The 25,085-nt window shown below is 60.6% G+C and carries 24 protein-coding genes; 14 read left to right on the top strand and 10 right to left on the bottom strand.

Annotated features, from left to right (window positions below; genetic code table 11):
• Positions 1 to 77: 77 nt before the first annotated feature.
• Positions 78 to 2,162 carry a putative bifunctional diguanylate cyclase/phosphodiesterase gene (locus ACM5SV_RS28545; protein WP_222014216.1) on the bottom strand — a complete coding sequence of 695 codons (2,085 nt, stop codon included), beginning with the start codon at positions 2,160 to 2,162 and terminating at the stop codon, positions 78 to 80.
• 296 nt (positions 2,163 to 2,458) lie between these two features.
• On the opposite strand from ACM5SV_RS28545, the gene ACM5SV_RS28550 reads away from it, so the two are divergent.
• The 5 genes from ACM5SV_RS28550 (at position 2,459) to ACM5SV_RS28570 (ending at position 7,724) form a co-directional block, all read left to right on the top strand.
• Positions 2,459 to 3,067, top strand: coding sequence for a 50S ribosomal protein L25/general stress protein Ctc (locus tag ACM5SV_RS28550; protein WP_012758445.1), 609 nt, complete (start codon positions 2,459 to 2,461; stop codon positions 3,065 to 3,067).
• Between the two features lie 185 nt (positions 3,068 to 3,252).
• Complete coding sequence (locus ACM5SV_RS28555; RefSeq protein ID WP_012758446.1) at positions 3,253 to 5,604, top strand: EAL domain-containing protein; 2,352 nt, start codon at positions 3,253 to 3,255, stop codon at positions 5,602 to 5,604.
• A gap of 25 nt (positions 5,605 to 5,629) precedes the next feature.
• The gene (locus tag ACM5SV_RS28560) at positions 5,630 to 6,343 is read left to right on the top strand and encodes a substrate-binding periplasmic protein (RefSeq protein WP_012758447.1); all 714 of its coding nucleotides are present in this window, start codon (positions 5,630 to 5,632) and stop codon (positions 6,341 to 6,343) included.
• A gap of 191 nt (positions 6,344 to 6,534) precedes the next feature.
• Complete coding sequence (gene pth, locus ACM5SV_RS28565) at positions 6,535 to 7,266, top strand: aminoacyl-tRNA hydrolase (RefSeq protein ID WP_012758448.1); 732 nt, start codon at positions 6,535 to 6,537, stop codon at positions 7,264 to 7,266.
• Positions 7,263 to 7,724, top strand: a complete 462-nt coding sequence (locus ACM5SV_RS28570; protein ID WP_222014217.1) for a GNAT family N-acetyltransferase — start codon at positions 7,263 to 7,265, stop codon at positions 7,722 to 7,724. The genes pth and ACM5SV_RS28570 overlap by 4 nt, the downstream gene beginning before the upstream one ends.
• Before the next feature lie 11 nt (positions 7,725 to 7,735).
• On the opposite strand, the gene clpS is transcribed toward ACM5SV_RS28570, so the two are convergent.
• Complete coding sequence (gene clpS, locus ACM5SV_RS28575; protein WP_222014218.1) at positions 7,736 to 8,047, bottom strand: ATP-dependent Clp protease adapter ClpS; 312 nt, start codon at positions 8,045 to 8,047, stop codon at positions 7,736 to 7,738.
• Positions 8,048 to 8,389: 342 nt separating this feature from the next.
• On the opposite strand from clpS, the gene ychF reads away from it, so the two are divergent.
• A complete protein-coding gene (gene ychF, locus ACM5SV_RS28580; protein WP_017994819.1) occupies positions 8,390 to 9,493 on the top strand; it encodes a redox-regulated ATPase YchF in 1,104 nt (367 codons plus the stop codon).
• Between the two features lie 72 nt (positions 9,494 to 9,565).
• Here the strand turns inward: ychF and ACM5SV_RS28585 are convergent, their stop codons facing one another.
• Positions 9,566 to 10,675 carry a hypothetical protein gene (locus tag ACM5SV_RS28585; RefSeq protein WP_222014219.1) on the bottom strand — a complete coding sequence of 370 codons (1,110 nt, stop codon included), beginning with the start codon at positions 10,673 to 10,675 and terminating at the stop codon, positions 9,566 to 9,568.
• An 81-nt stretch (positions 10,676 to 10,756) separates the two neighbouring features.
• On the opposite strand from ACM5SV_RS28585, the gene ACM5SV_RS28590 reads away from it, so the two are divergent.
• A complete protein-coding gene (locus tag ACM5SV_RS28590; protein WP_222014220.1) occupies positions 10,757 to 11,248 on the top strand; it encodes a MaoC family dehydratase in 492 nt (163 codons plus the stop codon).
• Positions 11,245 to 11,712 (top strand): MaoC family dehydratase, encoded by a 468-nt coding sequence (locus ACM5SV_RS28595; protein ID WP_221967380.1) that lies wholly within the window; start codon positions 11,245 to 11,247, stop codon positions 11,710 to 11,712. Before ACM5SV_RS28590 ends, ACM5SV_RS28595 begins: the two co-directional genes overlap by 4 nt.
• A gap of 24 nt (positions 11,713 to 11,736) precedes the next feature.
• Here ACM5SV_RS28595 and ACM5SV_RS28600 read toward each other — a convergent pair whose 3' ends face one another.
• From ACM5SV_RS28600 to petA, 4 genes are all read right to left on the bottom strand, one after another.
• On the bottom strand, positions 11,737 to 12,279 hold the full coding sequence (locus ACM5SV_RS28600; protein ID WP_221967379.1) for an adenine phosphoribosyltransferase: 543 nt from the start codon (positions 12,277 to 12,279) through the stop codon (positions 11,737 to 11,739).
• Between the two features lie 115 nt (positions 12,280 to 12,394).
• Positions 12,395 to 13,279 (bottom strand): cytochrome c1, encoded by an 885-nt coding sequence (locus tag ACM5SV_RS28605; RefSeq protein WP_012758455.1) that lies wholly within the window; start codon positions 13,277 to 13,279, stop codon positions 12,395 to 12,397.
• A 25-nt stretch (positions 13,280 to 13,304) separates the two neighbouring features.
• The gene (locus tag ACM5SV_RS28610; protein ID WP_012758456.1) at positions 13,305 to 14,573 is read right to left on the bottom strand and encodes a cytochrome b; all 1,269 of its coding nucleotides are present in this window, start codon (positions 14,571 to 14,573) and stop codon (positions 13,305 to 13,307) included.
• A 14-nt stretch (positions 14,574 to 14,587) separates the two neighbouring features.
• Complete coding sequence (gene petA, locus ACM5SV_RS28615; protein ID WP_012758457.1) at positions 14,588 to 15,166, bottom strand: ubiquinol-cytochrome c reductase iron-sulfur subunit; 579 nt, start codon at positions 15,164 to 15,166, stop codon at positions 14,588 to 14,590.
• A gap of 284 nt (positions 15,167 to 15,450) precedes the next feature.
• Here petA and ACM5SV_RS28620 point away from each other — a divergent pair, with 284 nt between their 5' ends.
• Positions 15,451 to 16,383, top strand: a complete 933-nt coding sequence (locus tag ACM5SV_RS28620) for an endonuclease/exonuclease/phosphatase family protein (protein ID WP_222014221.1) — start codon at positions 15,451 to 15,453, stop codon at positions 16,381 to 16,383.
• Here the strand turns inward: ACM5SV_RS28620 and ACM5SV_RS28625 are convergent.
• A complete protein-coding gene (locus tag ACM5SV_RS28625; protein WP_222014222.1) occupies positions 16,339 to 18,252 on the bottom strand; it encodes an ABC transporter ATP-binding protein in 1,914 nt (637 codons plus the stop codon). The two genes, ACM5SV_RS28620 and ACM5SV_RS28625, sit on opposite strands and share 45 nt — an antisense overlap.
• A 162-nt stretch (positions 18,253 to 18,414) precedes the next feature.
• Between ACM5SV_RS28625 and ACM5SV_RS28630 the strand changes: the two genes are divergently transcribed.
• The gene (locus tag ACM5SV_RS28630) at positions 18,415 to 18,645 is read left to right on the top strand and encodes a CopG family ribbon-helix-helix protein (protein ID WP_012758460.1); all 231 of its coding nucleotides are present in this window, start codon (positions 18,415 to 18,417) and stop codon (positions 18,643 to 18,645) included.
• 112 nt (positions 18,646 to 18,757) lie between these two features.
• Here ACM5SV_RS28630 and ACM5SV_RS28635 read toward each other — a convergent pair whose 3' ends face one another.
• On the bottom strand, positions 18,758 to 20,614 hold the full coding sequence (locus ACM5SV_RS28635; protein WP_222014223.1) for an ABC transporter ATP-binding protein: 1,857 nt from the start codon (positions 20,612 to 20,614) through the stop codon (positions 18,758 to 18,760).
• A gap of 386 nt (positions 20,615 to 21,000) precedes the next feature.
• On the opposite strand from ACM5SV_RS28635, the gene ACM5SV_RS28640 reads away from it, so the two are divergent.
• Positions 21,001 to 21,462, top strand: a complete 462-nt coding sequence (locus ACM5SV_RS28640; RefSeq protein ID WP_128405962.1) for a tRNA (cytidine(34)-2'-O)-methyltransferase — start codon at positions 21,001 to 21,003, stop codon at positions 21,460 to 21,462.
• Between the two features lie 218 nt (positions 21,463 to 21,680).
• Entirely contained in the window at positions 21,681 to 23,327 is a 1,647-nt protein-coding gene (locus ACM5SV_RS28645; RefSeq protein ID WP_113545301.1) for a Na/Pi cotransporter family protein, read from the top strand.
• 3 nt (positions 23,328 to 23,330) lie between these two features.
• On the opposite strand, the gene ACM5SV_RS28650 is transcribed toward ACM5SV_RS28645, so the two are convergent.
• Positions 23,331 to 23,591: a hypothetical protein gene (locus tag ACM5SV_RS28650; protein ID WP_012758464.1), complete on the bottom strand. Its 261-nt coding sequence runs from the start codon at positions 23,589 to 23,591 to the stop codon at positions 23,331 to 23,333.
• A 173-nt stretch (positions 23,592 to 23,764) separates the two neighbouring features.
• On the opposite strand from ACM5SV_RS28650, the gene hemF reads away from it, so the two are divergent.
• Both hemF and ACM5SV_RS28660 read left to right on the top strand, forming a co-directional pair.
• On the top strand, positions 23,765 to 24,676 hold the full coding sequence (gene hemF, locus ACM5SV_RS28655; protein WP_012758465.1) for an oxygen-dependent coproporphyrinogen oxidase: 912 nt from the start codon (positions 23,765 to 23,767) through the stop codon (positions 24,674 to 24,676).
• Positions 24,677 to 24,779: 103 nt separating this feature from the next.
• A complete protein-coding gene (locus tag ACM5SV_RS28660) occupies positions 24,780 to 25,049 on the top strand; it encodes a hypothetical protein (RefSeq protein ID WP_113545302.1) in 270 nt (89 codons plus the stop codon).
• Positions 25,050 to 25,085 lie beyond the last annotated feature (36 nt).

A 25,085-nucleotide genomic window follows, 5' to 3' on the forward strand; every position in this document is an offset into this window, starting at 1 on the left:
TTTGAATGCGGGCCATCCAAAGATGCGAAGCGCGCCGATGTCAACCTCAGCTGCGGCAGAGAATGGCAATTTGCCGCTCACGCGGCCGCGGATTTTTTCACGGCCGGCGCAAGAACCGTTTCCTGCTGCGCGGCCGGCACCTCGCCGTTGACGATCGCCTCGATGCCCGAGCGCGGTCCCGGCTTACCGAAGAGGAAGCCCTGCACCTGCAGGCAGCCTTCCCGTCGCAGGAAGTCGATATGGTCTTCGTTTTCGACGCCTTCAGCAAGCACCGGTATGTCGAGGCTTGCTGCAAGAATAAGCGTCGAACGCACGATTGCCGCAGACTGCTTGTTGGTGACGACGCCGTCGACGAAGGCGCGGTCGATCTTGATCTTGTCGAACGGGAAGCTCTGCAGTGTCGACAGTGACGAATAACCGGTGCCGTAATCGTCCATCGCCACCTTGACGCCGAGCGCCTTCAGCCGGCGGATGGCCTGAAGCGCATGTTGATGATCGGCGATGATGCCGGATTCGGTGATCTCGATCTCGAGTCGCGCCGCCGGCAGGCCGGTCTCAAGCAGGATCTGATGCACGATCTGCGGTAGGCGGTTGTCGCCGAGCTGCTGCGGCGCGACGTTGACGGCGATGCGTAACGGGTTCTTCCATGTCGCCGCTTCCGCGCAAGCGGCCCGCAGCACCCATTCACCAAGCTCAATGATAAAGCCGGTCTTCTCCGCGATCGGAATGAATTCGGCGGGTGAGATGTAGCCGCGCACAGGATGTCTCCAGCGCAGGAGCACTTCCAGGCCAACGATGTCGCGCGTCACCGTGTCATTCTGCTGCTGGTAGAACAGCTCGAATTCGCCGCGCGCCAATCCCTCCCGCATCTCGCTCGCCAACGCGTTGCGTTCGCGCGCTGCCTGATCCATCGAGGGCTCGTAGAAGCATATGCTGTTGGTCGCTGTCGATTTTGCCCGATACATGGCGATATCGGCCTGTGACAGCAGGTCGTCCAAAGTGTCCGCCTGTCCGGGATAGGTGGAGATACCGATACTGGAGCCGACGGTCAGCGCATGGCCGTTCCATTCGATCGGCCGGGCGATCTCGTCGAGCATGCGTTGTGCCAGTCCCTTGGCGTCCGAACGGACGAAATAATCGCACATGACGGCGACGAACTCGTCGCCGCCGACCCGCGCCACGAACTGGCCGTTCAGCATGATCTTGGACAGCCGTTCGGCGACGGCGCGCAGCACGGCATCGCCGGCGGCGTGGCCGTGAACGTCGTTGATTTCCTTGAAACGGTCGAGGTCGAAGGAGAGCACGGCAATATTGGCCGTCATCTCCTTCGGCTTGTTGACCAGCGCCGACAGATGCTCGTTGAAGGCGGCGCGATTGGCAAGATTGGTCAGCGGGTCATGCAGCGACAGATGGCGATAACGCTCGACGGCTGCCTGCGTCGACTGCATGTCGATAATATAGGTGGAGGCGCCCAGCGCCAGGATGATGATCATGACGGCGCTGACGAGACCGGTCATGATGCCGTCCGAGATGATCTCGGTGGGTGCCGCAACAGTGGCATCCGGCAGGATCGTCAGCCCCGCCATGCCGGTGAAATGCGTGAGCACGATCGCAAGGATCAGCGAAAGGGCAGCCCCGTGGCGGCAGAAACGCGTGATCGGCCGGCAGACGCGATTGGTGGCGACTGCGCCGAACAAGCCGGCGAAGACCAGCGAGGCGACGACATAAGAGGTCTGCCATTCGAGACGACCCTCGATCTCGTAACCGGCGATCCCGACATAGTGCATTACCGCGATGCCGAGGCCGACGATAACGCCGCCTGCCTCGATAAGCGGGCTCTTCTGCGCGATTGACGCGATGGTAAAGCCGGTCATCGTCGTCGCGACGGCGGCAAACAGCGACAGCAGCGTCAACGTCGGCTCATAGCCGTTCGCCACCGGCGTCTGGTAACCGAGCATGGCGATGAAATGCGTCGTCCAGATGGTCGAGCCGCCAACAAAACCAGAGAGAAACAACCAGTTGGTTTTCTGCAACCCCTGCGATCGGCGCACCCGGGTGAAGAGGCGCATCGACAGCATCGATCCGAGCACACAAATAACGGTGGCGAAGATCAGATGCGGAAGGCTGTGTTCGACGGTGATGCAGGAAAGGACACGCAACATGAGAGGCAACCGGCAAATTGAGACGGCCCTGCTTATATTGGCGGGCAAACGCAGGATCTATTAATCGCCGCCGATTTCGTTTTCGATGGTTAAACCTTGGCGAAAGCGTGTATATGGGCGAAAAACAACCCAAATCCGCAACTTGCGTTTCCGATCGACTTATAATATAGGCCACCGGTCCGTGTAGACACCCTTGGAGGCAACGCGGATGAGGTCGGGTCATACCGCCTCCGGTTCGTCGGAACAAGGCTTTTGCCCGCCGCCGAACTCTCCAAATAACCTCGAAAGGAATAGCCATGAGCCAGGAAACTTACGAGCTCAAGGCCGAGGCGCGCGAACGGGTTGGTAAGGGGTCCGCCCGTGAACTTCGCCGCAACGGTTTGATTCCCGCTGTCATTTATGGTGACAAGCAGGCCCCCATTGCCATCGCTCTCAACACCAATGAGGTGACGAAGCGCATTCACGCCGGTGGTTTCATGACCACCGTGGCCACGATCGACGTCGACGGCAAGAAGCACAAGGTTCTGCCGAAGGACTACCAGCTCGATCCGGTCCGTGACTTCACCATGCATGTCGATTTCCTTCGCGTCTCCGGCAACACCCAGGTGACCGTCGAAATTCCCGTGCACTTCATCAACGAAGAGAAGTCCCCGGGCCTCAAGGTCGGCGGCGTTCTGAACATCGTTCGCCATGAAGTCGAAGTTCATTGCCCGGCCGATGCAATCCCTGAGTTCTTCAACATCGACCTCAGCGGCAAGAAGATCGGTGACAGCATCCATATCGCGGAAGTCACCCTGCCGAAGGGTGTCACTCCTGTGATCGACCGCGACTTCACGATCGCGACCATCATTGCCCCGGCTGGCGGCATTGACGAGAGTGCTGCGGAAGGTGGAGCCGAAGCCTGATCGCTTCGACCAATTTGTAAAGCATATGGCCCGCTTTCCCCTGGAAAGCGGGCTTTTCATTGTCCGGAAACGCCCCGTTTCAGCAACATTTAACAAATTCGTGAAAGCATGTTTCGTCAGCTGCGAAGAAGCCCGCCTCAACGCGCGACAGCAAATATGGCCGGCCTGGGGGAGTAGACGGAACCATGAACAATTCCGTTGAGAACAGATTTTTTGCGATAGTTTGCGGAGCGCTGCTCGTCTTTGTCGCTCCCCTCTTTGTTCTCTTCCTATTTCTTTCCTCGGAACGGGCCGACAAGGAAATACGCGACCATATCTCCGTTCTTCTTGTCGCCAATGCCCAGGCGCTGGCCAAACCGCTGTGGGATCTCGATGAGGAGAGCGTCACTCAGATCAGCGCGACGGTCGTTTCCCAGGGCGCCATCGTCAAGGTCGAAGTGCGTGACCAGTCAGGCCAGCTCGACGTCAGCCAGTCCACCATTCCGCGCTCCTTCGACGGCAAGCTGGTGCAGGTGTCGCGCGCCATCATCTACAACACCGTCGACGGTCCGAAGAACCTCGGCAGCATCAGCGTCTATTATCCTGCGCTCGGCCTGTTTTCCGGCCTGAAGCAGGAAGAGGTTGTCTTCATCTCGATCTTCATCTTCGCGGTGCTGACCGTTTTCGGCACGGCGCTGATCGGCAACCGCTTCTTCGTCATCCAGCCGTTGATGCGGCTGACGGCGGCGATCGAGGCCACCCGCCAGCTGGGCTCCCGCCACCATGTCGACTGGCAGTCGAACGACGAGATGGGGCGGCTTGCCCATAGCTTCAACGAGATGCAGACCAAGCTCGAAAGCGAGGAAAAGGAGCTGAAGCTTGCCCACCGCCGCGCCACCGACATCTACAATCTGACGCCCGCCATGCTCTTCTCGCTCGACGAGGAAGACCGCATCACCGCCGTCAGCGATTATTGGCTGCTTGCCACGGGTTACAACCGCGCCGCCATCATCGGCCGCAACTTCGCCGATCTCGTCACTCCCCCGACCCGCGACAAATTCGTCAAGCGCCGCCAGGGCGAAAGCGGCATGACCGTCACCGTCAAGTTCATCTGCCTGGATGGCCGCACCATGGACGTCCTTATTATGGAATCGGAGGCGGGCGCTGGCGCTCAAGACCGCCTCTCGCTATCGGTCATGGCCGATGTGACCGAACTCAAGGCCTCCGAGGACCGCAACCACCGCCAGGCAATCACCGATCACCTGACCGGTCTTCTCAATCGCCAGGGCTTCGAAGCCGTACTCGACAACAAGATCGCCGCCGCCGACGCTGCCGGCCACGAACTCGCCTGCCTCTTCGTCGATCTCGACCGCTTCAAGTGGATCAACGACAATATGGGCCACGCCGCCGGCGACATGGCGCTGATCGAGCTCGTCGAGCGCCTGAAGACCCATCTTGCCCCCTCCGACGAGGCCGCCCGTCTCGGCGGCGACGAATTTGCCATCCTGCTGCCGGCGAAGGACGCCGAAAAACGCGCCAAGGTGATGTGCGAGCAGATTGCCTCGATCTTCGAAACGCCGTTCGCCCCCGACATGCATCTGAGCGCTTCCGTCGGCATCGCCATCTATCCGCATCATGCCGCAACCGCGGCCGAACTGCTCCAGAAATCCGACATGGCGATGTATGCCAAGAAACGCGACGGCAAGAACGGCGCGCAGCTCTTCGACAATGCCATGCTCGACCGTGCCCGCAGCCGCGCCGAAATCGAGGCCAATATCGAAGCCGGCCTCGTCGACAACTGGTTCGAAGCCTTTCTGCAGCCGATCGTTACCCTGAACGGCCGAGGCATTGCCGGTTTCGAGGCGCTGATGCGCCTCAACCATCCGCAGAAGGGCTTGATGCCGCCGGCCGAGATCATCAGCGTCGCCGAGGAAACGGCAAAGATCGTCCGCGTCGGCAACGTCATCATGGAAAAGGCGATCGCCAACCTCGCGGAGATTTCCCGCATATCAGGCATGCAGGATACCTATCTCGCCATCAACTTCTCGCCGTTGCAGTTCGAGCCGGCGCTGCCGGCCCGTCTTGCCGCCATCGTCGGTCGCCACGGCATCCGCCCCGAGCGCATCGTCGTCGAGATCACCGAAGCCGTGCTGATGCACGACAACCCGCAGATCCGCATGATCGTCACGGAGCTTCGTCGCTTCGGTTGCCGCATCGCGCTTGACGATTTCGGCACCGGCTATTCGTCGCTGAGCTACCTCAACCGCTTCCCCGTCGACATCATCAAGATCGACCAGTCCTTCACCCGCGCGATCAACGACGGCGACGACGACGTGCGCCAAAAGAGCCGCATGCTGATCGAAGGCATCACCACGCTTTCCCACAAGATGAACTGCACCGTCATTGCCGAGGGCATCGAGACCGAAGAGGAATGCCGCACGCTCCACCAGATGGGGCTTGACTATGGTCAGGGCTATCTCTTCCATCGTCCACAGCACGCAGCCACGCTGATCGAGCAACTGATGGCCTTGCAGTCGGCCGTCGCACGCGCCTCGTAAACGACGAACCAAGGAGATGATACAGATGAAAAAGCTCCTGCTTCTCGCATGTCTGGCGCTGCCCTGCACCGCCCATGCGCAAACGGTGACGTTCACGACCGAGGACTATGCCCCTTTCAACTATCGCGAAGGCAAGGAGATCAAAGGCGCGACCGTCGAGCAAGTCGAAAAGGTGATGGCCGCGATCGGCGTCGATTACACGATCGAGATCATGCCCTGGGCGCGCGCTTTTAGCCTTGCCCGCACGGCGCCGATGACCTGTGTCTTCGCGACCGCCCACAATGGCGCACGCGACCCGTTGTTCAAATGGGTCGAGCCGCTGCTCATCGACCGCAACATCCTGATCACCCGCAAGGGCTCGGGCGTCACCGCCGACAATCTGGACAAGGCGAAGAAATATACGGTCGGCACGCAGCGCGAGGATTACACCGAGACGATCCTGAAAGAGAAAGGCTTCACCAAGCTCGATGTCGCCAGCGACTTCAACGCCACGCTGCGCAAACTGCTTGGCGGGCGCATCGACATGATGCCGATCTCCGAACTCTATTTCGAGAAGCTGCGGGTCGACCAGCCGGTGGAGATAGTGACCGTGCTCTCCTCCCAGCCGATGGGCATCGCCTGCGAGAAGAACTTTCCAGACGATCTGCTCACCAGGATGCAGGCTGCCCTCGACAAGCTGATCGCCGATGGCGACCAGAAGCAGATCTTCCTAAAATACGGCATGAACCTGTCGGAATGACCCTGGCGACAACTGCCCTTTCCGCTTGACTTTGCTTTCATTTCGCGGTGGTGAACGGCGGTAAGTTCTAAAGCGCGTCGGGATCTTTCAGATTCGCTTATCGCGCCTTAGGTCTTTGTTTTTACGCATGTCGTTGTCGCAAAACCGCTGCACACTTTTGCACGACATGCTTTAGCGAGGAAAGACAGGCCATGCTGATCATCGCGGGTCTCGGCAATCCCGGCGGCAAATACGCCGGCAACCGCCACAATATCGGCTTCATGGCCGTCGACGCCATCCATCGGCGCCACGGCTTCTCGCCCTGGTCGAAGAAGTTCCGGGCCGAGATCGCCGAGGGCGAGGTCGCCGGCGAGAAGGTGCTGCTGATCAAGCCGCAAACCTTCATGAACCTCTCCGGTGAGTCCGTCGGCGAGGCGATGCGCTTCTATAAGCTCCAGCCCACCGATCTTGTAGCGATCTACGACGAACTCGACCTTCCCCAGGGCAAGGCGCGGCTGAAGACCGGCGGCGGCCATAACGGCCACAATGGCATCAAGTCGCTCGATGCGCATTGCGGCAGGGAATACCGCCGGCTGCGCCTCGGTATCGGCCATCCCGGCATCAAGGAAATGGTGCAGAACCATGTGCTCGGCGATTTCGCCAAGGCCGACAAGGCCTGGCTGGAGCCGCTTCTCGACACGCTCGCCGACAATGCCGACATGCTGGTGCGAAACGAGGATTCGCAGCTGATGAACAAGATCGCGCTGGCGCTCGGCGGCAAGGCCGAGGAGGAGAAACCGGCGAAGGAAAAGAAGGACGCCGAGAAGAAGCCGGCCGGCCAGTCGCATATCCATCAGGCCCGCAACCACAATCAGCCGAAGCTGCCGGCCTCCGGCCCGATGGCCGACATGTTGAAGAAGATGTTCGGCAACAAGGGGGAATGAGACCGGTGCCGCACGAAGATTTCGCCATCCGTGCCGCAGCCGCCGGCGACCTTCCCGGGCTGACCATCCTCTACCAGCACTTGAACCAGACCGATCCGGTTCTCGACAGGGCCCTGGCTGAAGAGCGCTTCTCCACCATCCTCGTCCAGCCCGGCATGACCGTTTTCATCGGCTTCGCCGGCGATCTCGCCGTTGCAACCGCCACCCTGATCGTCGTGCCGAACATGACGCGCAACGGCGCCTCCTATGCGCTGATTGAAAACGTCGTCACCCACGCCGATCACCGCCAGCGCGGTTATGCCGGCGCCGTCATCGGCCATGCAGTGACGCAGGCTTGGAAGGCCGGCTGCTACAAGGTGATGCTGCTCACCGGCTCGAAGAGCCCGGCGACGCTGCGCTTCTACGAGAATTGCGGCTTCGTTCAGGACAAGACCGGCTATCAGATCCGCCGGCCCTGAACCCGAAATGCCTATTCCTCCGGCTCCGCGGTGAACATCAGCGGATAGCCCATGCCCTTGGCAAGGTCGATGCCCTCCTTGGCCTTGGTCTCCGCGATGTCCTTGGCGCAGACCACGACCACGCATGAACCGAGCTTGTGCGCCGTCATCATCACCCGGTAGCCGGTCTCCTCGCTCATGCGGAAGACGGCCTTCAGGATCATGATCACCAATTCGCGCGGCGTATAATCGTCATTGACGAGAATGACCTTGTAGAGCTTCGGCTTGTCCAGCTTGAGCTTCACTTTGGCCTTCGGTTTCAGGGCGATGTCATTGTCACTCATCGGAAAAACCCACCCGTTGATGACATGGGGTTAGTAATCTTCAAAACCAGCTAATCATTGTCGATGACGAATTTTCGACGGTCGGCTGGCGCGGCTCCCGGCCTCAAACAGGCAGGGGCTGGTCGCCGGCTTCGATACTGAAAAGGTCAACTGCGTCTATACGAGCAGCGACCGGGATTCTGATGAAATCAGCAATACGTCAAAATCTCCATCGCTTTCAAGAATAGGCCAGCACCGATCCATCGGCAAGTGAGCGACGCTAAAAGCTCTCTAAGACTTGACCATATTGCTCCTTTATCCCATAGGCACCAGCAAGGAATTCAAGAACAGCAGGTTTTAGCCATGGGCTTCAAATGCGGTATCGTCGGGCTGCCGAATGTCGGCAAATCGACACTCTTCAACGCGCTCACCAAGACGGCGGCGGCACAGGCGGCGAATTATCCCTTCTGCACCATCGAGCCGAACACCGGCGAAGTCGCCGTTCCCGATCCGCGCATGCGCAAGCTTGCCGACATCGCCAAGTCCAAGGAACTGATCCCGACCCGCATCTCCTTCGTCGACATTGCTGGCCTGGTGCGCGGCGCCTCGAAGGGTGAAGGCCTCGGCAACCAGTTCCTCGCCAATATCCGCGAAGTCGACGCCATCGTCCATGTGCTACGCTGCTTCGAAGACAGCGACATCACGCATGTCGAGGGCCGCATCAACCCGGTCGCCGATGCCGAGACGATCGAGACCGAGCTGATGCTTGCCGACCTCGAAAGCCTGGAGCGCCGCACCGAGCAGACGCGCAAGCGCGCCACCGGCAAAGACAAGGAATCGGTGGCGATGCTGCCGATCATGGATGCCTCGCTGAAGCTGCTCAACGAAGGCAAGCCGGTTCGTACGCTGCTGTCGACGCTCGATGCGGAAGAAATCGTCATCCTCAAGAGCCTCAATCTTCTGACCTCGCATCCGGTGCTCTACGTCTGCAACGTCGCCGAAGCCGATGCCTCGACCGGCAACGAATTCACCGAGGCTGTTGCCGTCATGGCGAAGGAACAGGGTGCCGAAACCGTCGTCATCTCGGCGGCGATCGAATCGGAGGTTGCCCAGCTTCCCGAAGAGGAAGCCAAGGAATTTCTCTCCGCCCTCGACCTTGACGAGGCCGGCCTCGACCGGCTGATCCGTGCCGGCTACAAGCTGCTCCACCTCATCACCTATTTCACTGTCGGCCCGAAGGAAACGCGCGCCTGGACGATCGAGCGCGGCACCAAGGCGCCACAGGCCGCCGGCGTCATCCATTCGGATTTCGAGCGTGGCTTCATCCGCGCAAACACCATCGCCTATGACGACTACATCAAATACAATGGCGAAGTCGGCGCCAAGGATGCCGGCAAGGCGCGCGACGAAGGCAAGGAATACGTCGTCCAAGACGGCGACGTCATCCATTTCCGCTTCAACACCTGATCGTAGACCGCTGCTGTCTCGACCAATGCATCTCGCCCAAACGGCACGGCGGTTTGGGCGAAATCATAAGGTCTACGATACCGCCCCCGCGACGGCAGGCGGCAATCTCTGCGAGATTACCAGCGGCAGCGCCCGCAGCACGATACGGCGCAGCGGCATCCAGCCTGTTCCGATGATGAGCACGATCGCTCCAACGACGATCAGCGTCGTGAAGATATAGGTATCAACAGTCGCGCTCCCTTGGCGGAAAATGCCGTAGATCGCAAAACCGAGCGACAGCAGGCCTGACGTGACGAAGGCGCGCCGGTCGATGACAAGGCCGATCAGCATCAACACCGCCACGCTGATGACAATGATGGGCGTCTTGATCGACACGGCCTGGGCAACATCCAGCAAATTGCCGTCGAACGACATCAGCAGCCTTACGCTGAAGAGCAGTGCCGGTGCCGCACCCAGATGAAGCCAGAAGGCGATATCGGAGCGTATCGTCCGGCGCAACCGGTCGCCGAGGTCGAAATAGAGCGCCGTTGCAAACAGCCCGAGCGCGCAAACGAGGACCACCGCGAACAGGAGGGGATGGTTGGAGAAGAATTGCGGATCGCCGCTCGCCCATTGCATGAGGCGCAATAGCAAGGTGAACACCAGTGCAAGGGCCGAGGTGATGCAGAGCGCCAGCGACAGCGGCACGCGGTACCGGGCATAATAGAGGCCGAGAACGATCGGGAAGCCGGCGACGAACTGCGTCGCCTCCGCCCCGATATCATTGAAGGCTGATATTCCCGGTTTGAAGAAGAAGGACATCAGCAGGAATGTCCAACAGAACAGCGCGATCGTCAGGCTGACGGCCGGCAGGGCAAGCCGCTGGCGGCGCACCAGGATTTCCGAAAGCACGATGATCGCAGGCAGCACGGCATAAAGTGCGGCAAGCCCCCAGAGGCCGCCGAGCGCCACCACGACGCCGATGGTGATCAGCACGTCGTGGAAGCCGCGCACGAAGCTTGGCGTCTCTGTATCCGACCAGGCCTGCCCCTCCGCCGCCATTGCCGGCTGTGCCTCAGCGACGCCGCTCCCGACGACGGCGACCCCGCGCTCCATCAGGAACGGCAAAAGCCGCCCGCCCGCCTCCGGCGAAATCAGCTCCTGGCGCACGGCCTCGTCGAGTATCGACCTTAGTTCAGTCATGCCGGTTTATCTCCCCGGAATCATTGAGCCCGCGCGGATGCTATTGTAAGCATTGTGCGCTGCATATGGCGGGAGGAACGAATGTCGGCAGAAAAGCTTTCCTTCGAGGATTTCCAGCCCGACCGCCGCTTCGCGCTTGGCCCGAAGCTGGTAACCGCCGAGGAAATCATTGAGTTCGCAAGCGAATTCGACCCGCAACCGATGCATATCGATGAGGCTGCCGGCCGCGCCAGCATTCTCGGCGGCCTTGCCGCTTCCGGATGGCATACCTCTTCTATGTTCATGCGCATGATGGCCGACAGTTATGTGCTGCATTCGCTCTGCGAAGGTGCGCCGGGCGTCGATCTGATGGAATGGCGAAAGCCGGTGCTTGCCGGCGACACGCTATCTGGCCATTCGACCGTGCTTGAAGCCCGGCCGATGCGCTCGCGCCCTGGCATCGGCATCGTCAAGTTGCGCCACGAGGTAGAAAACCAGCGCGGCGAACTCGTCTGCGTCTCGGAGAATTCAGTCATGTTCGGCATGCGTGCCCGGCCCGCGGATATCGGCATAAGCCCGGAGACATCAGCATGAGGATGTCCGAGCTTTACGCGGTTGGCGAGAAGGCCGAGATCGGCAAGTACACTTTTACCGAGGAAAACATCATCCGTTTCGCGACGCGCTACGATCCGCAGCGTTTCCACGTCGACAAAGAAGCCGCCAAAGACACCCTCTTCGGCGATCTCTGCGCCTCCGGCTGGCACACCACCGCCGCCTGGATGCGGACCTTCCTCGCCTTTTGGGAAAGGCAAAGCGCCGCACTCGCGCAAAAGGGCCAGACGTCACCGAACCTCGGCCCCTCACCCGGTTTCCAGAAACTGCAATGGCTGCGGCCGGTTTTCGCAGGCGATGTCGTGACCTATTCCGTCGCCTTCCTCTCCAGCCGGGCGCTCGCGTCGCGGCCGGGATGGCACCTCAACACCATCCTCTGCGAGGGCGTCAATCAAAACGGCGATGCCGTTATCCGCTTCGAAAGCGGCGTGCTCGAATTCGACTGACGCTGCAGGCACGAGGACGAGGGCTCAGTGGCCGGAAAATTCGACCAGCGTGTGCACGACGACGCCGAGCTCTTCCAGCTTCTTGCGTCCGCCGAGGTCCGGCAGATCGATGACGAAGCAAGCGCCGACCACTTCCGCGCCGATCTGGCGCAGCAGCTTCGTCGCGCCGACCGCCGTGCCGCCGGTGGCGATCAGGTCGTCGACCAGGATCACCTTCTCGCCGGGCTGGACAGCATCGCGATGCATCTCCATCTCGTCGACGCCATATTCCAGGCTGTAGGCGATGCGCACGGTCTCGTGCGGCAGCTTGCCCTTCTTGCGGATCGGCACGAAGCCTGAGGAAAGCTGGTGCGCCACCGCGCCGCCGAGGATAAAGCCGCGCGCCTCCATGCCGGCGATCTTGTCGATCTTCGTGCCCGCATAGGGCTGTACGAGTTCATCGACCGCCCGGCGGAAAGCCCGAGGATTGCCGAGCAACGTGGTGATGTCGCGGAATATGATGCCGGGCTTGGGGTAGTCGGGAATGGAACGGATGCTGGCTGCGAGCTCCGAAGTCGTATTGGTCATCGAAAATCCATATCTGCGAACGCATGAAATTGGCCGGACTTTATCAATTGCCAGGGGCAGAACCAACAAAAAAGGCGGCCCGTAGGCCGCCTTTCGAAATCCGGCGGGGAACCGCTCAATGTTCCTTATTGGCGTAGATCGAGCGCTTCGTCAGGTAGATCAGCACCGTGAAGATCGCCAGGAAGATCATCACCATGAAGCCTGTGCGCTTGCGCTCCTCGAGATGCGGCTCGGCGGCCCACATCAGGAAGGCGGAGACGTCCCTCGAATACTGGTCGACCGTCGCGGGCGCGCCATCGTCATAGGTCACCTGACCGTCGGAGAGCGGCTTCGGCATGGCAAGGACGGCGGCAGCGTGGAAATAAGGATTGTAATGTGATCCCTGCGCCACCTGGAAGCCGGCCGGCGGCTCTTCATAGCCGGTCAGCAGCGCGTGGATGTAATCGGGGCCACCTTCCTGATACTGCGTGAAGATGTCGAAGACGAATTGCGGGAAGCCGCGCTCGACTTCGCGAGCCTTGGCGATCAGCGAAAAGTCAGGCGGAGCCGCACCGTTGTTGGAAGCAGCAGCCGCCTCCGCATTGGCGAAAGGCGCCGGGAAGTGATCGGAGGGGACTGCCTTGCGGGTAAACATCTCGCCGGTGGCGTTCGGGCCGTCCTGGACCTCGTAGTTCGCGGCGAAAGCCTTCACCTGCGCCTCGGAATAACCGAGTTCGTCGAGCATGCGGAAGGGCACGAGGTTCATCGAATGGCAGGCGGAACAGACTTCGGTGTAGACCTTGAGGCCGCGCTGAAGCTGACCCTTGTCGTAGTGGCCGAACGGACCGGCAAAAGTCCATTCCTCCTCCTTCGGCTCCTTCAGCGGATAGTGCGGCGTCTCACTTTCCGCGTGATGGGCCGGAGCCGCGCCGTTGGCGGGCGTCGCCTCCTGGGCCAGCACCGCACTGCCGAGACCGGCGGCAAATGCGAGCGAGAGAATGCTTGTAACAAGCGTTTTCATATTTCTATTCCCTTCCGTCGCTCGCTTATGCCTTGACCGCTACGGTCTTGTTGCGCTTTTCGAGCACCGCTTCGGTGATCGAGTTCGGGATGCGACGCGGTGTTTCCACCAAGCCGAGAACCGGCATCGCGACCAGGAAGAAAGCGAAGTAGAGGAGCGTGCAGATCTGCGAGATCGTGGTGAACAAGCCTTCCGCCGGCTGCGAACCGAGCCAGCCGAGGATGATCGCGTTGATCACGAACAGCCAGTAGAACAGCTTGTACCAGGGGCGGTAGACGGCGGAACGGACCTTTGAGGTATCGAGCCAGGGCAGGAAGAACAGCACGATGATCGCGCCGAACATCACGAGCACGCCGCCGAGCTTGGAGTCGATCGGGCCGACGTTGAAGGTGATCGAGCGCAGCATCGCGTAGAACGGCAGGAAGTACCATTCCGGAACGATGTGGGCCGGCGTCTTCAGCGGGTCGGCCGGGATGTAGTTGTCGGCATGGCCCAGGAAGTTCGGCAGGTAGAAGACGAAATAGGCATAGACCATCAGGAAGATTGAGACGCCGAGCGCATCCTTCATCGTCGCATAAGGCGTGAAGCGCACCGTGTCCGTCTTCGTCTTGACCTCGACGCCCGTCGGGTTCGTCTGGCCGACGACGTGCAGCGCCCAAATGTGCAGGATGACGACGCCGGCGATCATGAAGGGCAGCAGGTAGTGCAGCGAGAAGAAGCGGTTCAGCGTCGGGTTTTCGACCGCGAAACCGCCGAGCAGGAACTGCTGCACCCATTCGCCGACCAGCGGAAAGGCGGAGAAGAAGCCGGTGATGACGGTGGCGCCCCAGAAGGACATCTGGCCCCAGGGCAGAACATAGCCCATGAAGCCGGTCGCCATCATCAGGAGGTAGATGACCACGCCGAGGATCCAGAGGATTTCGCGGGGCGCCTTGTAGGAGCCGTAATAGAGGCCTCGGGCGATGTGCAGGTAGACCGCGACGAAGAAGAAGGATGCGCCGTTGGCATGCATATAGCGCAGCAGCCAACCGTGGTTGACGTCACGCATGATCTTTTCGACGGAGTTGAAGGCAACCGACGATTCGGCCGCATAGTGCATGGCGAGCGTAACACCCGTCAGGATCTGCACCACCAGCATAACGGCGAGCATGGCGCCGAAGGTGTAGGCGTAGTTCAGGTTACGCGGAACCGGATAGGCGACGAAGCTGTCATAGACCATGCGCGGCAGCGGAAGGCGCGCATCGACCCATTTCTCGAGGCCGGTTGATGGCTCGTAGCTGGAATGGCCACTCATTAATCAGTCTCCCCTCAACCGATCTTGATCTTGGTATCGGACAAAAATGAAAAGGTCGGAATCGCCAGGTTCTGCGGCGCCGGGCCTTTGCGGATGCGGCCGGCCGTGTCGTAGACCGAGCCATGACAGGGACAGAACCAACCATTGTATTCGCCGGCCTGGCCGAGCGGCACGCAACCGAGATGCGTGCAGGTGCCGATCATGACGATCCAGTTTTCCTTGCCCTTGCCGCCCGAACGGTCGACACCCGTTGCCTGAGCGTCGACAGGAAGGTTTGCATTGCGCGCGACCGGGTCCTTCAGATCAGCAAGCTGGACGGCATTTGCCGCTTCCACTTCCTCAGGCGTGCGGTTGCGGATGAAGATCGGCTTGCCGCGCCATTTAACCGTCAGGGACATGCCGGGCTCGAGGCTGGCAACGTCGACTTCGATGGAGGCGAGAGCAAGCGTCGAAGCGTCAGGACGCATCTGATCAATGAACGGCCAAGCGACCGCGACGGCGCCGACGGCGCCTGCCATACCAGTGGTGAGATAAAGGAAATCACGGCGAGTGGGTTCGCCCATGCCCTCGCTTGTCGTTTCGTGTTCGCTCACGGCTAACATCCTCTGCGCAATTTTCGCGGAATTCCGCCCTGCCCCCTCTACCGGCGAATCTCTCTGGACACAATTCGGCCATAGATTCCCCGGCAATCCGGCGCGTTCTATGCTTGATCGCAAATTATGTCCAGCCTTGGCAAGGGGATGAGGGCACAATGTCGCGGGAAATTTCGGATGAATTTTTTAAGGCAAACACGCGCTTGCCATTATGTTGCATTGCAACAAAAACGGCCTCGTGATAGGCGCAGTCCAAGCCATGCCAGTGAGCCGGACCGGAGCGGATGAGAGACACGATTTTTTGCGTATTCAGCGTTCTCACGACCCTCGTTCTCGCCATTATCTCCCTGCGATACGTCACCGATTTCTATCTGCTGTCTTTCTTTTACAGCTTCCAGGTCCATCTGGCGGTGGCCGGCACTGTGGCCTCGGTCGCTGCCCTTTTCGTCAAGCGGCACTGGTATGGCCTGCTGACCCTCGCAATATCGGTGGTCCTTGCCGTCCACGGTGTCGTGATGATGCGCGAATTCGTCGAACCATCCGTCGAGGAGAGCCGCCCGGCCCTGTTCAGGCTGATGTCCTTCAATATCGAGAACGATAATTTTGCAAACGGCCCTGACATCGCCGACATGGTCATTGGCTCGGGTGCGGACGTCGTCAACATCCTGGAGGCCGAACCGCTGCTGTCGGAACTGCCACGGTTGCTGAAGACCTATCCCTATTACGTCGGCTGCGGCGTCGGCATGGAGCAATGCGACACGCTGGTGCTGTCGAAACGTCCGCTGATCGAACCCCGCATCCGCAATCTCGGCCTGCTCTGGCGCAACCGGCTGACGATCTCGACGATCGATTTCGATGGCCGGAAGGTCAATTTCCTCGCCGCGCACCTGACCAAACCTTATTACGACGAATTCCACGGCCTCGAAATCTGGGATCTAGCGGAGATCATCCCTACCCTTTCGGGACCGCTCGTTCTCGCCGGTGATTTCAATACGTCGATTCTGGCGCCCGACGTGCAGTATCTCATGCGCACTCAAGGCTTGGGCACGGTGTCGCTAGAGCCCGCCACATGGCCGATCCGCGCCGGTGCTTTCGGTATTCCGATCGATCATATCTTTACCCGGGCGCCGCTGCGGCTGAAATCCGTTCGCCGCATCGAGAATGGCTTCGGGTCAAATCATTTTGGCCTCATGGCGGAATTCGTCGTCGACCCTTGAGCCCGCATCCTCATCCGCAGCAAGGAAGCCGCCGGACTGGCGCGCCCAAAGTTCCGCATAGAGCCCGCCGTGGCGAAGCAGTTCGTCATGGCTGCCTTCCTCAATGATCCGCCCGAGATCGACGACGATCAGCCGGTCGAGCGCGGCGATGGTCGACAGCCGATGGGCGATCGCAAGCACTGTCTTGCCTTCCATGATCCGATGAAGATTGGACTGGATCGCCTCTTCCACTTCCGAATCGAGCGCCGACGTCGCTTCGTCGAGAACGAGGATCGGCGCGTCCTTCAGCATGACGCGGGCAATGGCGATACGCTGCCGCTGCCCGCCTGACAGCTTGACGCCGCGTTCGCCGACATGCGCATCGAAACCTCTACGACCCTGCTGATCCTGCAGACGTTCGATGAAGTCGATGGCTTCGGCGCGCCTTGCCGCCTCCACCAGCCCCTCCTCGCCGGCATCGGGCCGTCCGAACAGGATATTGTCGCGCACGGAACGATGCAGCAGCGAGGTGTCCTGGCTGACGACGCCGATCTGCATCCTGAGAGATTCCTGCGTCACCGCTGCAATATCCTGGCCGTCGATGAGAATGCGGCCGTCCTGAATATCGTAGAGGCGCAGCAGCAGGTTCATCAGCGTCGATTTCCCGGCACCCGAACGGCCGACGATCCCGACCTTTTCGCCCGGGCGGATGGTCAGGGAGAAATTCTCGACGACCGGCTGATGACCCTTGCCGTAACGGAACGAAACATCGTCGAAGCGGATGCCGGGCTGTCGGATCACCAGGGACTTCGCATCCGGCCGATCGACGAGCCCCAGAGGCTGGGAGATCAGCTCGGCGGCGTTCTGGATGGTACCGAGATTGCGCATGATGCCGTTGAACTGCGTCATCAGCCGTCCGAGCAGGAAATTCAGCCTGAGCACCAGCGCCAGCGAAAACGCCACGGCGCCGGAACTCACCAGGCCGCGCAGCCAGAGATCGACGCTCAGCCCCGCCATCGTTACGATCATCAGGCCGGAGAGCAGCGCCATCGAGGCCCGGACGCCGGTGATGAACCGCGTGAAGCGCAACACCGTATCCTGATAGATATCAAAGCCCTGACGCATGTAGCGGTCGCTCTCCTCGTCGCGGGCAAACAGCTTCAGCGTCTGCATGTTGCTGTAGGAGTCGACCATCCGGCCGTTCAGCATCGATCCGGCTTCCGCCGTCTCGCGGGAATGCTGGCGGATCCGCGGAACGAAGTGGCGGGCAAGCAGGCTGAAGGCGCCAAGCCAGAACAGCACGACGGCGGCAAGGGAAAAGTCCAGCCGGGCGACGAGCACGAGCGTCGTTACGGCATAGATGCCGACGAACCAGACGCTTTCCATCAGCGAGGTGACGAGATCGCCGGTGGCCTGTCCGGCCGACCAGACCTTGGTGACGATGCGCCCGGAAAAATCGCTCTGGAAGAACGACAATGACTGCCTGGAGACATGGAGATAGGATTGCCAGCGTGCGAGATTGTAGAAGCCAGGCGTGATCACCTGCTGGTCGACGAGCGCGATCAGGAAGGCGATGACGAAGCGCACCAGCCCGATGAGGGCGAGCATCCCGAACAATTCGCCGCCATGGGCAGCGAGAAGGCCGCTCCAGCCGGCCCCCGGCGTGATGCTGCCGAGGATATCGACCAACCGCCCGACGAACCAGAAGAGTGCGGCCTCTATCGCCGCCGACGTGCCGCCGAGAACGAGCATGGCGATGAACGGCATCCTCGCCTGGCCGATATAGAACCAGATGAATCCGAGCGTCGAGCGCGGCGGCTGCAGATTGGCGCGTGGGCGGAACGGATCGATCCAGGTTTCGAACCGGCGGAGGATGGGGTGCAGCAACATAGAAGCGATATAGGCGGATTAGCCGTGCCGGCAAAGGGAATGAAAAGCGGACAGAATGTTATATTTTGGTAATTATCGGTAACATCGGCGGCATACCCATTGAATGCCCCCGAACCGGTCACAATCTCACGTTACGATCGCGCTTTACCGGAGACCATATCCATGGAAACGAAAATGCTCGATGTGCATGTTCCGCTTCCGCTTGCAGAAAGGCTGGATGCCCTGGCATTCGCCCTGGGGTTGCCGCGCGACGAGATCGTCGCCGAGGCCATTACCACCTGGATCGATCAGGAGGAGCACCGCCGCCTCGTCGCGCTTCGCACGATCGCCGCCGCCCACACAATGGTCGTCGTCGAAACTCACCGCGTGATCGATTGGGCCGACAGCCTTTGATCGGATAGGACGCAAACGCGCTCAGATCTTCAGCAACGGTCGGCAAGCTGGAACCCCCCTAAGAATTCACGAGGCCCTCTCCGCTTTCGCAGGGAGGGCCTCATTACTCTTATTATTCCGCCGCCACTTCCGCTTCGTCGGCGTGATCGGAGAGGAAGCCGCCGGACTGACGGTTCCAGAGGTCGGCATAGATGCCGCCTCCTGCGATCAGCTCACTGTGCGAGCCGGCCTCGATGATCCGGCCCTTGTCGAGCACGATCAGCTGGTCCATCTCCGTCAGCGTCGACAGCCGGTGGGCGATGGCGATCACCGTCTTGCCCTCCATCAGGGCGAAGAGGTTTTCCTGGATCGCCGCCTCGACTTCCGAATCGAGTGCCGAGGTTGCCTCGTCGAGCACCAGGATCGGCGCGTCCTTCAGGAAGACGCGGGCGATCGCGACGCGCTGCCGCTGGCCGCCGGAGAGCTTGACGCCGCGTTCGCCGACCTGCGCGTCGAGCCCCGCGCGGCCCTGCATGTCGACCAGGCCTTCGATGAACTCCCAGGCATTGGCGCGTTTGGCGGCCTCGATCACCTCGTCGTCCGTTGCTTCGGGGCGCCCATAGGCGATGTTGTCGCGGATCGAGCGATGCAACAGCGAAGTGTCCTGCGTCACCACGCCGATCAGCGAACGCAGGCTTTCCTGCGAAACGCCGGCGATGTCCTGCCCATCGATGGTGATGCGGCCGGCCTCCAGGTCGTAGAAGCGCAGCAACAGGTTCATCAGCGTCGTCTTGCCGGCGCCGGAGCGGCCGACCAGACCAACCTTCTCGCCGGCCTTGATGTCGAGCGACAGGTTGTCGATGACGCCCTTGCTCTTGCCGTAGTGGAAGCGGATGCGGTCATAGTGGATCGCGCCCTTCTTCGCCGTCAGGGTGGGTGCGCCCGGCTTGTCGACGATGTCGTGCTGTTTGCTCATCATCTCCATGCCGTCATAGACCGTGCCGATATTCTCGAACAGCGCCGAGACTTCCCACATGATCCATTGCGACATGCCGTTGACGCGCATGGCAAGACCGATGGCGATGGCGATGGCGCCGACTGATATCGCCCCGTTCAGCCAGAACCAGATCGACAGGCCCGAGATGACGAAGAGCGCAACGCAGTTGTTCACGTAGACGAAGATGTGGAAGAGCGTCACCTTGCGCATCTGCTTGTGCACGGTCTGCAGGAACTCGTCCATGCCCTCCTTGGCATAGACCTCCTCGCGGCCCGCATGCGAAAACAGCTTGACCGTCGCGATATTCGTATAGCTGTCGACCACGCGCCCCGTCATCATCGAACGCGCATCCGCCTGCGCCGCCGCGATCTTGCGAAGCCGCGGCACGAAATAGGCGACGATGCTGATATAGACCGCGAGCCAGACGAGGATCGGGATCATCAGCCGCCAGTCGGCTGCCGCAATCACGATGATCATCGTCAGAAAGTAGGTGACGACATAGACGAAGACGTCGAGGATCTTCATCACCGTTTCGCGCACCGCAAGCGAGGTCTGCATCACCTTGGTGGCGACACGCCCGGCAAACTCGTTGGCGAAGAACGACATGCTGTGACGCAGCAGGAAGCGGTGCATCTGCCAGCGTGCGATCATCGGATAATTGCCGAGCATCATCTGATGCATGATGAGCGAATCGAGCCCAGCTACCAAAGGCAGGCCGATCAGCACCAGCGCCGCCATCCAGAAAAGCTTGTGGCCTTCTCTCTCCAGGAATGTGGCGCGGTCGGCATTGGTCAGCCAGTCGACGATGTCGCCGAGGAACTGGAAGAGCGCCACTTCGCCGATCGCGATCAGCGCGGTCAGCACGGCCATCAGGCCGAGCCAGGGCGCAGCCGGCTTGCTGTAATGCCAGCAAAAGGCAAAGAGACCTTTCGGCGGGACGACGGGGTCCTCGCTTGGAAAGGGATTGAGTCGCTGTTCGAACCAGCCAAACATGAAATTGCTCCGAAACGTCAGCGTTCCGGCTCCCGGCTTCGCGCCATCCCAGCGCTATGCAAGCACATATGGGAACCGAACGTTCAAGGGGCGAGGCTGAAACAGCCGCACAATGGATCAAAAGAGGGATTTCAGGAAGAAATACGCACTAGCGGCGGCGTGTCGCCTTAATCGGCATCACGGCGGGAAGGCGCATATCGAGCAAAATATTCATTGTGACCCTCCCTGCTGGCGATTGAAGATAGGCATGGATAACGCGAAAATCGCGAAATTTCCAGCCCCCGTATTGCCGTAAATTGAACGTTTCCATGTCAAAATGCGCCCTGTTGCGCCGAAATCACAGTTGCATTAGGTCCTAAGCGGCGAAAGCGGGAAAAGGGCGCGTCATGACCTCACTCAGACTTGCACTCTATCAGCCGGATATAGCAGGCAATACCGGCACCATCCTGCGTCTTGCCGCCTGCCTCGGCTTTGCCGTCGATCTGATCGAGCCCGCCGGCTTCGACATCTCCGACCGCAACCTGAAACGGGCCGGCATGGACTACATCGCCGCCGCCGCCCTCACCCGCCATGTCAACTGGGACCGCTTCGAGGCGTGGCGTCTGACCACCGGCCGCCGCCTGATCCTCGCCTCGACCAAAGCTGCGGAGCGCTACACCGATCTTACCTTCCGCCCCGACGATGTCCTGCTCTTCGGCCGCGAAAGCGCCGGCGTGCCGGATCAGGTGCATGAGAGGGCCGATGCGCGCGTGCTGATCCCGATGGTCGAAGGCCAGCGCTCGATCAACGTCGCCGTCTCCGCCGCGATGATCGTCGGCGAGGCGATGCGCCAAACCGTCTGGGCCTGACGGACACCGGCGCTGGCAGAGCAAAAGCCCGCGAAATTGCCGATCCGCTCCGGAATATGTCGCAAAATAACGTTGTCTATCCGTCAAACCGGCGTATATTTATTAGCCGGGCAATCAAAAATTCAGCATTGGCCTCCATGATTCCAATAAGTTTGGAACGGTCATGTGAGGAAAACAGCACTTCTCCAGATCTGTGAAAGAAGAATAAAAACAATAAAATGGACTCTACAATCATCATGATCAACCTGTTCGGCGCCGTGGCTCTGCTGCTGTTCGGCCTCGCGCAGGTAAAGGATGGCGTATCCAGAGCCTTCGGCGCCCGCCTGAGAACAGGCCTGGCGACCGGCACGCGCGGCGGTCTTCGTTCTTTCCTGTCAGGCCTCGTCGCGACAATCGCGCTGCAAAGCTCCACAGCGACGGCGCTGATGACGGCCTCCTTCGTCGAGCGTGACCTGATCAAGCCGCGCATGGCGCAGATCGTCCTGCTCGGCGCCAATGTCGGCACGGCAATCACCGCTTGGATCGTGGCAACGGGCATCGAATGGCTCTCTCCGCTCCTGATTCTTGCCGGCATTGTGCTCTACCGCGGCCGTTCCAGCGCCAGCCAGGGCGGCGGCACGGCGCTGATCGGCATCGGGCTGATGCTATTGTCACTGCACCTTCTTGGCCTTGCTACGGAACCGATGCGCGCCTCCCCCGCACTCGCCGCCTTCATCGGCCTGCTGGATAACGCCCTGCCCGTGGCGATGATCGTCTCGGCAGCACTTGCCTTCGCGTCCTCGTCGAGCCTTGCGGTGGTGGTGCTCATCCTCTCGCTCGCCTCGGCCGGCGTGGTCTCCGCCGAACTCGTCATCGTGCTCGTACTCGGCGCCAATCTCGGCGGGGCGATACCGCCTGTCGTCGCGACATTGTCCGGCCCGGTTTCGGCACGGCGCGTCACCCTCGGCAATCTCGCCGTCCGCACGCTCGGCTGCCTTATCGCCCTGCCGCTGGCGGGATATGGCGCGGAACTCATCCAAATGTTGCCCTTCGGTCCTGCCAAGCTGCCGGTCGACGCGCATCTTGCCTTCAACCTTCTGCTGGCGGCGCTGGCCTGGCCATTCTCCCGGCCGCTCGCTGCCCTGATGGCCCGGCTGGTGCCTGATCAAGCCGAACCCGACAGCGCGCCGAAATATCTGGATGCGCAGGAGCTTTCGACGCCGGTCGTGGCCCTCGCCAGCGCTACCCGCGAAGTGCTCGGCGTCGGCGATCTGATCGAGCGGATGCTGATCCGGGTCTCCGAAGCTTTCGAGCGTAACGACGCATCGAAGCTTGCCGAGATATCCACCCTCGAAGAGCGCGTCGACCGGCTGCAGCAGGCGGTGAAGGTCTATCTCTCGAAGCTCGGCCGCGAGGGTCTCAGCGACGAGAACGCCCGCCGCTCGATCGTCGTCATCGATTATGCGATCAACCTCGAACATATGGGCGATATCATCGAGAAGGGCCTGCTGGAGCAGGTGGCAAAGAAGATCTCCCTTGGCCTGAAATTTTCCGAGGACGGTCATCAGGAACTGCGCAAGCTGTTCGATTTGACGATCGACAATCTGCGCGTCGCCCAGACAATCTTCGTCACCCGCGATTTCAATCTGGCGCGCCAGATGATGGAGGTGAAGGTCGAGGTGCGCCGGATGGAGAAGCAGTCTGCCGAGCGCCACCTCGAACGCCTGCGTGATGGTCGCGCCGACAGCCTGCAAACGAGTTCGCTGCATCTCGACATGCTGCGCGATCTGAAGCGCCTCAACGCCCACATCGTCTCGGTGGCGCATCCGATCATGGATGAAAACGGCCTGCTGATCGAAAGCCGCGTGCGCGCCACTGCGAAGTGACGGTCAGTCTGCCGAGGGCAGACGGCGCATGGTGAATTCGATCTGGTCGCCGTCGAGCTGGCGCCAGCTTTCCACCTCGGTCCAGTAAGCGGCTTTCGGATATTCGTCGAACCATTCGCGCGCCTTGGCGCGTGCGTCCGTGAGGCCGAGGCAATATGTCTCACGCACGAAATGGTCTTTCTTGCTCGGGGGATTTTCCGCCCGATGTCTCGCTATCCTGCGCTTCAGGCCGTCGAAGGACGGAGGCCCTGGAACTTTTTTCATCAATCTACCTCCTCGGAAAAGGTAATATCGAAATTCTCGATTTGCGAGTCGAATCTTGGAGGCGCCGGGTGCTTGCCTCGGCTTGGCGAGATGCAGCACCAACTGCTAATCATGGCGTGAATGAAGAATGAGCGAGTCGCCTCCGATGGAGATGCCGACCGTCGGAGGCGTAAATGGAAAGACCGGAACTGCCGATCGGCTTGCCTGACGATATCGAAGAGAAGAAGGCCGCAGCCCGCAATTGGTTCGAGGGATTGCGCGATACGATCTGCGCCTCCTTCGAGGCCCTCGAGGACGAGTTGGAAGGGCCGCTATCCGACCAGGAGCCCGGCCGCTTCGTCGCCAAGGACTGGTCACGCGAAAATGGTGCTGGCGGCGGTGGCCGGATGTCGATGATGGAAGGCCGCGTCTTCGAAAAGGTCGGCGTCCATACCTCCACTGTCTACGGCGAATTCGCCCCGGATTTCCGCGCCCAGATACCCGGCGCCAAGGACGATCCGCGTTTCTGGGCCTCCGGCATCTCGCTGATCGCCCATCCCGTGAACCCACACGTTCCGGCGGTGCACATGAACACCCGCATGGTCGTCACCACCAGCCGCTGGTTCGGCGGCGGGGCCGACCTGACGCCGGTGCTGTCGCGCCGCCGCACGCAGGAGGACGAGGACAGCCAGCTCTTCCACAAAGCCATGGAGATCGCGTGCCGCAATCATGCCGTCGCCGATTATGATGCGTACAAAGCCTGGTGCGACGAATATTTCTTCCTGAAACACCGCAACGAGGCCCGCGGCATCGGCGGCATCTTCTACGACTGGCTGCATTCAAGCGAGGAAGCCGGCGGCTGGGACGCCGATTTCGCCTTCACGCGTGATGTCGGCCGGGCTTTCGCCATGGTCTATCCAAAAATCGTCCGCTCCAACTTCAATAAATTGTGGACAGAGGCCGATCGCGACGAACAATTGATCCGCCGGGGCCGCTACGTCGAATTTAATCTGCTGTATGATCGCGGCACGATCTTCGGCCTGAAGACCGGCGGCAACGTTGAATCCATTCTCTCTTCGTTGCCCCCCGTCGTCCGCTGGCCATGAAACTGTGATATCTCATCGATAAATTCGAGGTGATAGACCTTCACGAAAACTCAGTGCGTCCTAACTTTATATGTATGTGCGTAACAATCGGAGGAGGATTGTCATGACGATACAAAGTGGCTCGCCAGCGTCCACGGATGTCCAGGAAACATCCCGCACGATCGACACATCCGAGTTTCTGACGCGCATTGCCGAGAAACTGCGGACCAAGAGCGGCTCGGATCTGCCGCTGTCCTGCTTCATCGAGCAGGTCAAGCTGCAACTGGCCGGCGGAAAGTCGCCGGAACAGCTGCAGAACGAAGCAGTGGCCGCCAACAGCAACATGCCCGGCCACCTTTTGGATACCTACAAAGCCTGGGCGATGCCCGACTGACACGGCCTTTACTGGCCGGCATGTCGATGCCGGCCG

This window comes from Rhizobium sp. CRRU65 (genome assembly GCF_048551595.1).
Classification (GTDB): Bacteria; Pseudomonadota; Alphaproteobacteria; order Rhizobiales; family Rhizobiaceae; genus Rhizobium; species Rhizobium leguminosarum_J.